This window comes from Limnohabitans sp. TEGF005, from assembly GCF_055394835.1.
Genome location: NZ_AP029226.1, coordinates 2,677,182 through 2,691,185 on the forward strand (window position 1 = coordinate 2,677,182; position 14,004 = coordinate 2,691,185).

13 protein-coding genes are annotated in these 14,004 nt (G+C 60.6%); 8 read left to right on the forward strand and 5 right to left on the reverse strand.

The window, feature by feature from the left end; genetic code table 11:
• Window position 1: 1 nt before the first annotated feature.
• Window positions 2-487, reverse strand: coding sequence for a homoprotocatechuate degradation operon regulator HpaR (hpaR, locus tag ACZ5RG_RS13265; protein WP_298597752.1), 486 nt, complete (start codon window positions 485-487; stop codon window positions 2-4).
• A gap of 249 nt (window positions 488-736) precedes the next feature.
• Between hpaR and ACZ5RG_RS13270 the strand changes: the two genes are divergently transcribed.
• The 6 genes from ACZ5RG_RS13270 to ACZ5RG_RS13295 all read left to right on the forward strand — a co-directional run bounded on the left by ACZ5RG_RS13270 (window position 737) and on the right by ACZ5RG_RS13295 (window position 7,849).
• Complete coding sequence (locus ACZ5RG_RS13270; protein WP_464447312.1) at window positions 737-3,442, forward strand: response regulator; 2,706 nt, start codon at window positions 737-739, stop codon at window positions 3,440-3,442.
• A 33-nt stretch (window positions 3,443-3,475) separates the two neighbouring features.
• Window positions 3,476-4,528, forward strand: a complete 1,053-nt coding sequence (locus ACZ5RG_RS13275; RefSeq protein WP_464447313.1) for an NAD(P)H-dependent flavin oxidoreductase — start codon at window positions 3,476-3,478, stop codon at window positions 4,526-4,528.
• A 68-nt stretch (window positions 4,529-4,596) separates the two neighbouring features.
• Window positions 4,597-5,976, forward strand: coding sequence for a DNA repair protein RadA (gene radA / locus ACZ5RG_RS13280; protein ID WP_315138151.1), 1,380 nt, complete (start codon window positions 4,597-4,599; stop codon window positions 5,974-5,976).
• A gap of 194 nt (window positions 5,977-6,170) precedes the next feature.
• Window positions 6,171-6,602, forward strand: a complete 432-nt coding sequence (locus ACZ5RG_RS13285; RefSeq protein ID WP_298602963.1) for a glycerate kinase — start codon at window positions 6,171-6,173, stop codon at window positions 6,600-6,602.
• Window positions 6,603-6,695: 93 nt separating this feature from the next.
• Window positions 6,696-7,634 (forward strand): branched-chain amino acid transaminase, encoded by a 939-nt coding sequence (locus tag ACZ5RG_RS13290; RefSeq protein ID WP_298602960.1) that lies wholly within the window; start codon window positions 6,696-6,698, stop codon window positions 7,632-7,634.
• Window positions 7,635-7,645: 11 nt separating this feature from the next.
• Complete coding sequence (locus ACZ5RG_RS13295) at window positions 7,646-7,849, forward strand: zinc-finger domain-containing protein (RefSeq protein WP_298602957.1); 204 nt, start codon at window positions 7,646-7,648, stop codon at window positions 7,847-7,849.
• Between the two features lie 75 nt (window positions 7,850-7,924).
• Here the strand turns inward: ACZ5RG_RS13295 and ACZ5RG_RS13300 are convergent, their stop codons facing one another.
• From ACZ5RG_RS13300 to ACZ5RG_RS13310, 3 genes are read right to left on the reverse strand one after another with little or no spacing between them, the layout of a single operon-like run.
• Complete coding sequence (locus ACZ5RG_RS13300) at window positions 7,925-9,295, reverse strand: sensor histidine kinase (protein ID WP_464447314.1); 1,371 nt, start codon at window positions 9,293-9,295, stop codon at window positions 7,925-7,927.
• A 3-nt stretch (window positions 9,296-9,298) separates the two neighbouring features.
• Entirely contained in the window at window positions 9,299-10,000 is a 702-nt protein-coding gene (locus ACZ5RG_RS13305) for a response regulator (RefSeq protein WP_298602951.1), read from the reverse strand.
• 60 nt (window positions 10,001-10,060) lie between these two features.
• The gene (locus tag ACZ5RG_RS13310) at window positions 10,061-11,407 is read right to left on the reverse strand and encodes an AmpG family muropeptide MFS transporter (RefSeq protein WP_464447315.1); all 1,347 of its coding nucleotides are present in this window, start codon (window positions 11,405-11,407) and stop codon (window positions 10,061-10,063) included.
• A 73-nt stretch (window positions 11,408-11,480) separates the two neighbouring features.
• On the opposite strand from ACZ5RG_RS13310, the gene ACZ5RG_RS13315 reads away from it, so the two are divergent.
• Window positions 11,481-12,353 (forward strand): M48 family metallopeptidase, encoded by an 873-nt coding sequence (locus ACZ5RG_RS13315; protein ID WP_464447316.1) that lies wholly within the window; start codon window positions 11,481-11,483, stop codon window positions 12,351-12,353.
• Window positions 12,354-12,414: 61 nt separating this feature from the next.
• Here the strand turns inward: ACZ5RG_RS13315 and ACZ5RG_RS13320 are convergent, their stop codons facing one another.
• Complete coding sequence (locus tag ACZ5RG_RS13320; RefSeq protein ID WP_464447317.1) at window positions 12,415-13,056, reverse strand: MBL fold metallo-hydrolase; 642 nt, start codon at window positions 13,054-13,056, stop codon at window positions 12,415-12,417.
• A gap of 108 nt (window positions 13,057-13,164) precedes the next feature.
• On the opposite strand from ACZ5RG_RS13320, the gene ACZ5RG_RS13325 reads away from it, so the two are divergent.
• Window positions 13,165-13,881, forward strand: a complete 717-nt coding sequence (locus tag ACZ5RG_RS13325) for a class I SAM-dependent methyltransferase (RefSeq protein WP_464447318.1) — start codon at window positions 13,165-13,167, stop codon at window positions 13,879-13,881.
• Window positions 13,882-14,004: the final 123 nt, after the last annotated feature.

Genomic DNA, 14,004 nt, shown 5'->3' on the forward strand with positions numbered 1-14,004 from the left:
TTCATTCCTCTGTGCCTTGCGGCAGTTCACTGGCCGACAGCCCGTCGCCTTCCAGGTCAATGACCTGGTCCAGCAGGCCGTACAGGGTTTGCAAGGCCGCTTTGCCCAGTTGCATTTCCATCCAGGCGTAGTGGGCTTCAATGGTTTGGGACAGGGCCTGGACTTTGGCCAAACCCGCCGTGGTGGCCCGCACCACCGTGCGCCGCGCATCCTGTGGGCAACGGCTGCGCTCGATCAGGCCGTCGCGCTCCATGCGGGTCAGTACGCCCGTCAGGCTGGGGCCCAACAAATACGCTTCTTTCGCCACGCGCCCCGTTTCCACCCCGGCCAACTCTTGCGCGTGTTCGCCCAAAACCCGCAAAACACGCCACTGCTGATCCGACAAGCCATGCTCTCGCAGACTCGGGCGGGTGTGTGCCATGACGGCCTCTCGCGCCTGCAGCAACAAACGCGGCAAATTGCGGTGAACGAATGGGGTGCTTGTCATTTATTTAACATGTTAAATGAATTCAAGCTAGAAAAAACCCGGGCTTACCCTTGATCAAGCCGGCGAATGGCCCCAAGCAGACGCTGGAAAGCCCACCAAAACAAATAACTAAGTACTCAAATAAAGATTTGAAAGATTAAAATAAATTCATCAGCCGCTGCCTAACCGCCATGGCTGGGCCAACGCATTCGAGCACGCACCCGTCCAGGATTTCGGTCCAAAGGAACGCCTCAAGGGCAAAAAAGACCGATGAACAATCTCAGCATCAAACTCCAACTGTCCCTGAGCGCCATCGTCATGGCCTTTCTTTTGTTGTTGGTTCAGCTCGGACTGCAGTTTTATGTGATGCGTGGAGACATCGTGCAGCGCATCGAAAAGCACGAGTACCGGCAACTGACCGACCTGGCCAAGCACTTGGATGAAAACCTGCAAAACAGCATCACCATGCTGTCCAATGTGGCGTTGAATGCCCCAACAAGTGCGCCCGGCCAGCTCGCACCGCTGGAGCAGTTTCTTCAGCGCGAGCACGCCTTGCTCACGGTTTATGACGACCTGTATCTCTTCGACGCCAAAGGGGTTTTGCTGGTGGACTGGCCGATCAAACCAGGCCGACGGAACCTGGACATGTCGTCCCGCGACTACATTCAGGGCGTGATTCAGACAGGCAAGGCGGTGATCTCCAAACCGATTTTGGGCAAGGCCACCCAACAACCCATCGTGGTGGTGGCCGCACCCATTCTGGACAAAAACAAGCAGTTGATCGGCATCATGGGCGGGGTGCTGAACCTCTACAAGCCAAATTTGTTGGGCTCCATTGCGAACCGTAAAAACGGCGAAACCGGTTATTACTACCTGGTCAGCAAAGACCGCTTGCGCATTGCCCACCCGGATACCCGTCTGATTTTCAAACAAGTGCCCGCCAACAGCGGCAACATCCCTTTTGAAAATGCGATGAATGGTTTTGAAGGCACCCAAGAGGGCTACACCACCCGTGGACTCAAGGGCCTCTTTACCTTCAAGCAGCTGGCGACCACAGACTGGGTCATGGCCTCGGTTGTCCCCTCTGCCGAGGCATTTGCGCCGATTGAAAATTTGTTCAAAAAAATGATTGGCGTGAGCTTGTTGCTGATGCTGGTGATGATGCCCTTGTTGTGGACTTTTGTCGGGCGACTGGTGCGCCCTCTGGGACTGTTGGCCAGTGCCATGCACGACACGGCGAGCAAGATGCGCGATGGTCAGGCAGCGGCACCCATCGCCGAGTTGGGCGGCAAAGAGATCAAGACGGTGGTGCATGCCTTCAACGAGTTTGTTGAAGCACGCATCCAGACCGAAAAGGACATGTCACAAGCCCGCGATGCCGCGCAGGCGGCCAGTGAATCCAAAAGCCATTTTTTGGCCAACATGAGCCACGAAATCCGCACGCCGATGAACGGCATTTTGGGCATGACCGAGTTGTGTCTGCAGACCCGCATGACCCCTGAGCAACGCAGCTACCTGGACATGGTGTCCACATCGGCCAACTCGCTGCTGGCCGTCATCAACGACATCCTGGATTTTTCCAAAATCGAAGCCCGCAAACTCAGCCTCGACCCGCACCTGTTTTCTTTGCACAGCCTGATCCGTCAAACCACACGGACCTTGTCCTTGCGGGCCAGTGAAAAAGAACTGGAACTGGTCTGCGACATGCAGAGTAACGTGCCGGACCAGGTGATCGGTGACCCGCTTCGCTTGCAGCAGGTGATCACCAATTTGTTGGGCAATGCGATCAAGTTCACCGCACAAGGTGAAATCCTGCTGTGTGTGGAGCGCATGCCGCCCCAAGCCGGTGCTGACGGCATTTGGCTGGCCTTCGCCATCAAGGACACCGGCATCGGCATTTCACCAGACAAACAAAACATCATTTTCGACGTGTTCACGCAGGCTGACTCGAGCACTGTGCGCCAGTTTGGTGGTTCGGGCTTGGGCTTGGCCATCAGCCGCAGGCTGGTCCAAATGATGGGGGGTGACATCCAGGTGAGCAGTCAGCCCGGTCACGGCAGCACCTTCAGTTTTTGCGTGAACCTTCAAACTGCCGCCGCTTCCGTATTCAGTGACAACGAGATCCCCAAGCCACTGGCCGGAAAAACGATCCTCGTCGTGGACGACAATGCCAGCAGTCGAAACGTTCTGGGGCAACAGCTGTTCGCAATCGGTCTGCACCCAGTGACCGCCGATGGTGCCGTGCAGGCACTGCATTCGCCCCTGCTTGCGCAAGCCTGTTGCACCTTGATCGATGTGAACATGCCGGACATTGACGGCTATGCACTGGCCGCGCAAATCCGACAAGTGACCCCCGCGGCGCAAATGCCCATCATCATGATGGGCGCATTGAGTGAGCAGACCAGCCAAGAGCAGCTAGACCCTTTGGGCATTCAGGGGTTTCTGGTCAAACCCATTGATCCACACGAAATGCTGGCCATGCTCAACACCCTCATCTGCCGCACGGCCAATGTTGAGGCAAGGGCAGCACCCACACACCAACCCAATGCTCACTTGCACTCGAGCCCGCAGCGCGTTTTGCTGGTCGAGGATGCGCCGATCAACCAGACACTGGCGACCATCTTGCTCTCCCGCATGGGCTATGACATCAGCATTGCCAACAACGGTGTCGAAGCCGTTGAAGCCTTTTCCAGCGGCCCATTTGATTTGATCCTGATGGACATCCAGATGCCCGCAATGAGCGGGATCGAGGCGACCGAGATCATCCGAGCCATGGAGCAAGCCAGCCTCAAGCCCCGTACACCCATCATCGCGGTGACTGCCAACGCACTCAAGGGCGATCGGGAGCGTTACATGGAAGCCGGCATGGATGGTTATGTGTCCAAGCCCATCGCTGTGGAATCTTTAAGGTCAGAAATCAGGCGGGTGAGCCCAAAATTGCAGCCACCAAACTCGCCCCCAGACGGCCAAACGTGAGGGCCAGGCGCCCACTCGCGTTACATTTTGGGCATGCCTCACTTCTTTCACCACTTGGGCCTTGCCGCCCCCCTCATCCAGGCCCCCATGGCCGGAGCGCAAGATCACCGCCTGGCTGCCGCCGTCTGCCATTCAGGCGGCCTGGGCTCACTGCCGGCCGCCATGCTCAGCCCCACAGCACTGCACGCCGAACTGCAAGCGCTGCAGGCAGCCACCAGCGCCCCTTTCAACGTCAATTTCTTTTGCCACGTCAGCCCCACGCCCGACACGGAGCGCCAAGCGCGGTGGCACCAAGCGCTGGCCCCGTATTACCGCGAAGCCGGCCTGGATGGCGACAACATCCCCTCCGGTCCAGGGCGTGTGCCCTTCAACCACGACAGCGCCGATGTGCTGGAAGTGTTTCGCCCAGCGGTGGTCAGCTTCCATTTCGGTTTGCCTGCGCCTGACTTGCTGGCCAGGGTGAAAAGCTGGGGCAGCCGGGTGCTGTCATCCGCCACCACGGTGCAAGAAGCGCTGTGGCTCGAGGCACAGGGTGCAGATGCGGTGATCGCGCAAGGTCTGGAAGCTGGAGGGCATCGGGGCATGTTCCTGACCGACGACCTGAGCACGCAGCTTGGCACCTTCGCGCTGCTGCCACAAATTGTGCACGCCGTGAATGTGCCGGTGATCGCAGCGGGCGGCATCGCCACCGCCGGGGGCGTGGCAGCAGCCAGGGCGCTGGGTGCTGCGGGTGTGCAGATCGGCACCGCCTATTTGTGCAGCCACGAGGCCACCACCAGCGCCTTGCACCGCACCGCCCTTCAATCGCCTGCGGCGCAACACACGGCACTGACCCGGCTGTTCAGCGGCCGCCCGGCACGCGGCATCGTCAACCGCCTCATGCGCGAGCTGGGGCCTTTGGGCGAACAGGCCCCGGCATTTCCACTTGCTACAGCAGGCATTGCCCCCCTGCGAGCGGCGGCCGAAGCCAGGGGTTCGAGTGATTTCACCCCCTTGTGGTCCGGGCAAAATGCGACGGGTGCACGCAGCCTGAGCGCAGCAGAGATCACGCATGACTTTGTCAATGCCTGGCTGAAAGTGGCCTAAAAACTTGGGGTTAGCCTGCCACTGCGGTCGACTGTCGGCAAAGGCACGGTCAAAGGCACAATCCCCCTATGGCCAAAGACAAAACAATTTTCACCTGCACCGAATGCGGCGGCACCAGCGCCCGCTGGATGGGCAAATGCCCCAGCTGCAACGCCTGGAACACGCTGATCGAGAGCTCAAGCGAGCCAGCAGCAACAGGCAAAAACCGATTTGGCTCGGTGCACGCCTCGTTGGCCCCCACCTCCGAAGTACTGCCGTTGTCACAAATCGAAGCCGCCGACTTTGAGCGCCACCCCACAGGCATCGACGAGTTGGACCGCGTGCTCGGCGGTGGCATGGTCGAAGGCGGTGTGGTGCTGATCGGAGGCGACCCCGGCATCGGCAAATCGACCTTGCTGTTGCAAGCGGTGGACGCCCTGCAGCGCAGCGGCATGAACACCCTGTATGTGACGGGCGAAGAAAGCGGTGCACAAGTGGCCATGCGTTCACGCCGCCTCGGCCTACCGGACTCGCAAGTGCCAGTGCTGCCCGAAATTCAGCTCGAAAAGATCTTGCACACCCTGCAAGCACGTCAACCGAACATCGCCATCATCGACTCGATCCAGACGGTGTACTCGGACCAATTGACCAGCGCCCCCGGCTCGGTGGCCCAAGTGCGCGAATGCGCGGCGCACCTGACGCGCACGGCCAAAGCCACCGGCACCAGCATCGTGCTGGTCGGCCACGTCACCAAAGAAGGCGCGCTGGCTGGCCCACGCGTGCTGGAGCACATGGTGGACACGGTGCTGTACTTTGAGGGCGACACCCACTCCAACTTCCGGCTGATCCGCGCCATCAAGAACCGCTTTGGGGCCGTCAACGAGATTGGCGTTTTTGCCATGACCGAAAAAGGCCTCAAAGGCGTGAGCAACCCGAGCGCCATCTTTTTGAGCCAGCACAGCGAGCCCGTGCCCGGCAGCTGCGTGATGGTCACCTTGGAAGGCACACGCCCACTGCTGGTCGAGATTCAGGCACTGGTGGACAGCGGTGGCCCTTCGCCACGCCGACTGAGCGTGGGCCTGGACCGCGACCGATTGGCCATGTTGCTGGCGGTGCTGCACCGGCACGCGGGTGTGGCCTGCATGGACCAAGACGTGTTTGTCAACGCGGTGGGCGGCGTGCGCATCAGCGAACCCGCCGCCGACCTGGCGGTGATGCTGGCCATCACCAGCAGCTTGCGCGGCAAAGCCCTGCCGAAAGGCTTTATCGCCTTTGGCGAGGTGGGCTTGGCCGGTGAGGTGCGCCCGGCGCCGCGTGGCCAAGACCGCCTGAAAGAAGCGGCCAAACTGGGCTACACCACCGCCATCATTCCCAAAGCCAATGCGCCCAAGACCGCCATTCCGGGCATGCAGGTGCATGCCGTTGAAAGGATTGAAGAAGCGATGGGCGTAGTGCGCGAGCTCGATTAAGGCTCCGTCCTCACGGTTGCTGTCGCCATTTTTGACTTCCAACTGAATCACCTGAAAGACCTTGTTGGCATCCACACAGCCTTTGACTTCGACACAGCTGCCGTTAAAAGAAGATTTGACCCGACCTCATGCAGCTCGGCTTAAGCGAGGACACCATCAGCAAGTCCACGGCACACAAGGCACAATCTGCCCCCATGAATTTCAACAAAATACTGGCCCCTGCGGCCATCCTCGTTTTTACCGTCGGTGCTTGGCACGCCTTTCAGTGGGCCGGCATTGCCCTGGCTGCAGGTGGTGTGGTCATGTGGATCTTGCTGCACTTCACGCGCATGGTCACCATCCTTAAAAAAGCGGCCAACCGCCCTATCGGGCATGTGGCCAGCGCCGTGATGCTCAATGCCAAGCTCCAAAAAGGAGCGAGCTTGATGCATGTGATCGCCATGACGCGGTCTTTGGGTCAACTCTTGACCGAAAAAGACGCCCAGCCAGAAATCTTTCGCTGGACAGACGCCGGCCAATCGCAGGTGACCGGCACTTTCGTGGGGGGCAAACTGACCGAGTGGACACTGGAGCGCCCCACCACCGACACCCAAGTTGAAGCAACAGCCCCGGCCCTCTCCACCTGAGTGCTGTCCACAACCGCTTCATCTGACGGTGGCGGTGGACCTTAAAATCACTTTTTTGCACTGTTTACTGCCCCTTCTTCAAAGGACACTTTCATGAGCGTTGTCATTCCCTCCATGTCCGACCGCGACGGCAAAATCTGGATGGACGGCCAGATGGTCGATTGGCGCGATGCCAAGATCCACGTCTTGAGCCACACCCTGCACTACGGTTGCGGCGCTTTTGAAGGCGTGCGTGCCTACAAAACCGAGCAAGGCACGGCGATCTTTCGTTTGCAAGAGCACACCGACCGCTTGTTCAACAGCGCCAAAATCTTGCGCATGGCGATCCCCTTCACCAAAGACCAAGTCAACGAAGCCCAGCGCGCCGTGGTGCGTGAAAACAAACTGGAAAGCGGCTACATCCGCCCCCTCACTTGGATTGGCGACAAAAAGCTGGGCGTAAGCCCCAAGGGCAACACCATTCACCTGATGGTCGCCGCCTGGACCTGGGGCGCGTACTTGGGCGAAGAAGGCATGAAGCGCGGCATCCGCGTCAAGACCAGCAGCTACACCCGCCACCACGTCAACATCACCATGACGCAGGCCAAAGCGGTGAGCAACTACACCAACTCGATCTTGGCCAATATGGAAGTGACCGACGAAGGTTACGACGAAGCCTTGTTGCTCGACACCTCGGGTTTTGTGTCGGAAGGTGCTGGCGAAAACATCTTCGTGGTCAAGGACGGCGTGATCTACACCCCCGATTTGTCAGCCGGTGCTTTGAACGGCATCACCCGCAACACGGTGTTCCACATCGCCAAAGATCTGGGTCTGGAGATTGTGCAAAAGCGCATCACACGCGACGAGATTTACATTGCCGACGAAGCCTTCTTCACCGGCACCGCCGCTGAAGTCACGCCGATCCGCGAACTGGACCGAATTGAGCTGGGCGCGGGCAGCCGTGGCCCGATCACCGAGAAAATCCAATCTGCGTTCTTTGACATCGTCAACGGCCGTAACCCGAAATACGCACACTGGCTGACGCTGGTTTAAGGAAAGAAACCATGAGCAATCCCGTTGAACTGCTGGCCACCGACCTGAACCCCCAGGGCGGTGTTTTTTGCCCCAGCCCCAAAGCCGACATGAAACTCTGGAACAGCCACCCCAAGGTCTATCTGGACGTGGCCAAAACCGGCGAAGCCAAATGCCCGTATTGCGGCACCGCTTACAAATTGAAAGCCGGTGAAGTGGTCGGCCACCACCACTGAAAGGCCTGCGCGGCCATCGATGCGATGGCCAGCCAACCCCACGGCGCTCCTCAAGAGCGATGCAACGGCGGACCCTCAGGTGTTCGCCGTTTTGCTTTGGGGCCTTTGGTCGAAACTCACCTCAAAACAGGCACCACCGCCAGTGCGGTCTGCACACCGTACCCGCCCGCCGTGCCGCTCGGCAATCGATTTGACAAGCGACAGCCCCAAACCCACACCGCCCACGCGCTCACTGGCACCCGGCAGCCGAAAAAACGGCTCAAAAATCCGCTCACGCCAAGCCTCTGGCACCCCCGGCCCATGGTCGCACACACGGACATGAACCTGCTGGCCTTGCTGCGCCAAAGACAAGACCACGTCATCGCCGAGGTTTGCGTGACCATCGATGCCCGTGGCGCCGTAGCGCCGCGCGTTCTCCAACAAATTGCGCACCATGCGCCGCAGCAACTTGGCCACGCCCTGAACCTCCAGCACCGACAGGCCGGGCGGCACCTCCAGCAAGGCCCCCACGCGTGCGCATTCTTCGGCACACAGGCCCACCAAATCCACCGCCTCGACCGTGCCGATGTCCGCTTCTTTGGCATCCAAACGGCTGGCCAACAAGATCTCATCAATCAGCTGGTCCAGTTCGCTCATGTTGCGCAAAATTTCCGTGCGCGTGGCTTGGCGTGTGGCACTGTCGGCTGCCGCTGCATCCATCAGCTCCAGCCCCATGCGGATGCGGGCCAATGGCGAGCGCAGCTCGTGTGAGGCATTGGCCAGCAATGATTTTTGCGAGGCCATCAGCCCTTCAATGCGCTCAGCCGCCGCGTTGAAGCGCACCGACAAATCGGCCACTTCGTCATCGCCTTGCACCGGCACACGCACCGACAAATCGCCATCGCCCCAGCGCTGCACCCCACGCTGCAAGCCTTCAAGCCTTTGGGTCAGTCGCCGCACCACCGGGTACAAACCCAGCGCCACCGCCAGCCCGATCAGCCCCAGCATCCAGAAAAAGCCATAGGGCGGCTTGGCCCACCAAGGCGGCTCGTTGCGCACATGGGGTGGCATGCGTGCCGAACTGTACGGTGAGTTTTGCGGTGAGGTTTGCGGCGACATGTGTGGCGACGCCATGCGCCCACCACGCGGGTGGCCCATGTCGGGCGGGTCTGCACGCTCCCCGTTGCGCTGAACACGCAACTGGAGTTGTTGCCCATCGGGCAAGGTCACGTCAAATTCAAGCGGCGCGCCGGGGCCAGGCGGCCGGGTCGTGGTGGCCAGCACCTCGCCCTGGGCATTGAGCACCACCCATTCACGCGGCACGGGCGGAGGGTTGTTGTGCTCGACACTGGCACGCCAGGCCCAGCCCACCACCAGCATGAGCAAGGCCACCCCCACGACCACAGCCAGCCAAATGCGCAAATACAAATGACGCGACCATTGCCGTAACCAAGTGCGCAGGGCCATGCTTCAGTCCTGCTGGCGGGCAAACACATAGCCCACGCCCCGCACCGTGAGGATGCGTTGCGGTGCTTTGGGGTCGGCCTCGATGGCCGCACGGATGCGGCCCATGTGCACGTCGATTGAGCGGTCAAACGCCTCCAGCTCACGCCCGCGCACGGCCTCCATGATCTGGTCCCGCGTGAGCACGCGGCCCGCGCGTTCGGCCAAAGCCACCAACACATCGTATTGGTAAGACGTCAGGTCGCAGGCCTGCCCGGCCACAGACACCCGCCGCGCATCGCGGTCGATTTCGAGCGAGCCAAACTGCATGACCTGGCTGCTGACTTCGGGGGGGGCACTTTTGCGCCGCAAGATGGCCTTGATGCGGGCCAGCAACTCACGCGGCTCAAAGGGCTTGGGCAGGTAATCGTCGGCCCCCATTTCGAGCCCGATGATGCGGTCCATCGGGTCGCCCTTGGCGGTGAGCATGAGCACCGGCACTTGGCCCAAGGCACCCGGCAAAGCGCGGATGCGTTGACACACTTGCAGGCCGTCCATGTCGGGCAGCATCAAATCCAGGATGACCAAATCGACGCCTGCCGTTTGCAAACGGGCCAAACCGCTCCGGGCATCAGGGGCGTGGCCCACGCCAAAACCGTTTTGCCCCAGATAGTCAGACACCATGCCCGCCAAGCGGACATCGTCTTCGATCATCAAAAGTTCTTGCATGGCCTGATCATCGTCCGCGCTGTGGCGTTTGTCGTGTCGCTTGGGTAAAGATGGGTAAATTCACGAGGGCTGTCTGGCGTGGACGCGTGCAGCCAAGGCCACCAGCAGCAGCACCGGCACCCCCAGCCAAGCCGTGGCGGTGAAGAAACTGGCATAGCCGTAGGCATCGACAAAGTCCCCCGAAAAACCCGCCAAAAACTTCGGCAACAACAGCATCATGGAACTGAGCAGCGCGTATTGCGTGGCCGAATATTGGATGTTGGTCAGCGAAGACAAGTAGGCAATGAAGGCCGCCGAGGCGATGCCACTGGCCAGGTTGTCGGCCGAGATCACCCAGACCAAGGCGCTCACATCGTGCCCCACGCCGCTGAGCCAGACAAACAGCAAATTGCTGACCGCACTGAGCACCGCGCCCAGCATCAGAATGCGCATCACCCCCCACCGCGCCGACAAGACCCCGCCCACAAATGCGCCCACCAGCGTCATGACCACGCCATACACCTTGGTCACGCTGGCCACTTCGGTTTTGGTGAAACCCATGTCCACATAAAACGGATTGGCCATGATGCCCATCACCACGTCGCTGATGCGGTACACCGCGATCAGCGCCAGCACCTGCAGCGCCTGCCAGCGGTAACGTCGCCAAAAGTCGGCAAAGGGTTCGATCAATGCACCCTGCACCCACTCGGCCAGATTGCGGGCGGGCGTCATCGGCGCAGGCACCGGCTCGGGCGCGGCCAGCACCATCCACATGCCCGGCAACATGCTGGCCGCCATCACCAAATACGCCACTTGCCAAGCCGCTTGGGCATAGCCCGTGGTTTGCTCGCCTTGCGCCCATGCCGCAATCCACAACACGCCCGCACCGGCCCAGATCATGGCCAGGCGATACCCGGTTTGGTAACTGGCCGCCAGCGCGGCCTGGGCATTGACCTCGGCCGACTCGATGCGGTAGGCATCGAGCGCAATGTCTTGCGTGGCCGATGCCACCGCCACCGCCAAAGCACAGGCCACCAAAGGCCCCAGCAGCTGCGACGGGTCATTGAGCGCCATGCCCACCAAACCGCCCGCAATGACGATTTGCGACGACAACAACCAACTGCGACGGCGACCCAACTGGCGCGTGAGCCAAGGTATCGGCATCCTGTCCACCAAGGGTGCCCACATCCACTTGACGCCGTAAGCCAGACCCACCCAACTCAAGTAACCGATGGTGCTGCGGTCAATACCCGCTTCGCGCAGCCTGAAGCTGAGCGTGCCCAACACCAGCAGCAAGGGCAGCCCGGCCGCAAAGCCCAGCGCCACCATGCGCAAGCTGGCAGGCTGCAAATACAGACGCAAGGCCTCGCGCCAGGTGCGTACCGTGCTGGGCGGGGGGGTCTCAATGGGGGTGGCGGTTTCAGACATGCCCTGATTATCGGATGCACCCGTCCGGCCTTGGCCGCCGCAGCATCTGGCAACTCGCTATGATTTGCAAACCATGTGCTTTATTTGCGACCTCAAAACCCCCTCGGCCCATACCGATCCAGATGCGCCCGATCAGAAAACGCCTCGCTGGCAAGCCCGACGGGCGTTCATGCTGGCAGCGGGCGCCACAGCCGCCGGATCGGCTTTGGCCCAAGTGGACGTAGGTTCGTCCTCTGGCCTGCGCAAGCTGGTCCCTGCCGAAACGCTGGAAACCTCAGCGCGGCAACAATACACACAAGTGCTGGCCGAGGCCCGGGCCAAAGGCGCACTGGCCCCCGATGGCCACCCGCAACTGCAACGCCTGCAAGCCATTGCCCAAAAGCTAATTCCCCACACCGCGCAATGGAACACACGATCGCGTGACTGGAAGTGGCAAGTCAACCTGATTGGCAGCAAACAAATCAATGCCTGGTGCATGCCCGGCGGCAAGATCGCCTTTTACACCGGCATCCTGGAGCAGCTCAAACTCAGCGACGACGAAGCGGCCATGATCATGGGCCACGAAATGGCGCACGCCCTGCGTGAACACGCCCGTGAACGGCTGGCCAAAAGCCAGGCCACCAGCATCGGCCTGTCGATTGCGTCGCAGCTCTTGGGCTTGGGCTCTTTGGGCGATGCCGCGGCCAGCCTGGGCACCCAATTGCTCACCCTGAAGTACAGCCGCGACGACGAAACCGAGTCGGACTTGGTGGGGCTGGAGATCGCCGCACGCGGCGGCTACAAACCCGAGGCCAGCGTCAGTCTGTGGCAAAAAATGCAAGCGGCCAGCGGCAATGGCAGCCCGTCATTCCTGTCGACACACCCCAGCGGGGCCAACCGCATTCAAGAACTCCAAGCCAACTTGCCCAAAGTGCAAAACCTGTACGAGCAAGCGCTCAAAGGCTGAGTTTGACAAGCGCATAAGCCCCAGTGGCTGTCATGCCCGACTTGATCGGGAATCCATGCCTTCAGACATCCCGCACATAAGGGTTTGACTGACGTTCACGCCCAAAAGTGCTCTCGGGGCCATGCCCGGGAATGAACACCGTGTCATTGCCCATGGGCCACAGCCGCTCGGTGATGCTGGCGATCAAATCGTCATGGTTGCCCTGCGGAAAATCGGTGCGCCCAATGCTGCCGGCAAACAGCACATCGCCCACAAAAGCACGCTGGATCTCGGGTGAATAAAACACCACATGGCCCGGTGTGTGCCCTGGGCAGTGGCGCACCTGCAAGGTGTGCGCCCCCAGCGTGACGGTGTCGCCATCGGCCAGCCAACGTGTCGGTGTGAAAACGCGGGCGGGCGGAAACCCATAAGCCGCTGCGGCTGCTGGCAAACCATCGATCCAGAACTGGTCAGCCGGGTGCGGCCCAATGATGGGCAAGCCCCCCAATTGCTCGGCCAAATCGGCCGTACCCGAGGCGTGGTCCACATGCCCGTGGGTGATCCAGATCTGCTCCAGCTGAAGGCCCCGTGTTTTGACCGTGCCCAAAATCAAATCGAGATCGCCCCCCGGGTCCACCACCGCCGCTTGGCGGGTTTGGTCGTCCCAAATCAGGGAGCAATTTTGCTGGAAAGGGGTGACGGGGATGGTTTGGTATTGCAGCATGGGGGAATTATCAGGGATGCGATTGCGCCCGTCTCTCGAGGTCGGGGTGTACAGTGCCCCCAGCCAGCGCCTTTGATCTTCGGCCTTTGCGCTGCACCGATTGCCCTTTTGCACACCTCTTTTCCCGGCTACCTGACCAAACAGGAAAGCATCGCGGTTTTGGGCGTGGATGACCTGCTCATTCGCTCCCTGCTCGACAAAAACCAGTTCCACGACCCCTTGGATGAGGCCCTGAATTTGGGCATTTCGTCGGCCACTTGGCCCTTGTTTGGTTTGTTGTGGCCTTCGGGTCAACGCATGGCCGAGCGCATGGCCCAAAGGCCCGTGAGTGCTGAGCGGATTTTGGAGATCGGCTGTGGTTTGGGCCTGTCAAGCCTGGTGGCGCACCGGCGCGGCGCCAACGTCACGGCCAGCGATTGTCACCCTTTGACGCACGCCTTTCTGAACGAAAACGCCCGCCTGAACGGCCTGCCCCCGATGACTTACCGTCATGGTTTATGGGGCACTGCCGCGCTGCGCGAAGATGGCTTGCCGGTGCTGACGTCGGCACAAGATGACGGTGTCAGCGGCTTTTTTGACCTGATTGTGGGCAGCGACATCTTGTACGAGCGCGACGACGAGGGCACGCTGGCGAGCTTCATCAACACCCATGCCGCAAGGGTTTCGGAAATTTGGGTGGTGGACCCGAATCGGGGCAACAGGTCGGCGTTTCACAAGCACATGGCGCGTGCAGGCTTTGCCATGCACGAGCAGGTGCTGGACCAGTCCGCCCATGCGGATGCCCTGGCCTACAAGGGGCGCATGCTGACCTATACACGGGGTTGATCTGTACACGGGCTTGATTTGTGTGCAGGGCGAATGTGCACCGAATGGTGGCAAAGGCTTGGGTGTCACGATTTGGATCTGTGTCGGCCTAGGTGGGCGGCTTGGTTTAAGCTGGCGACCCTG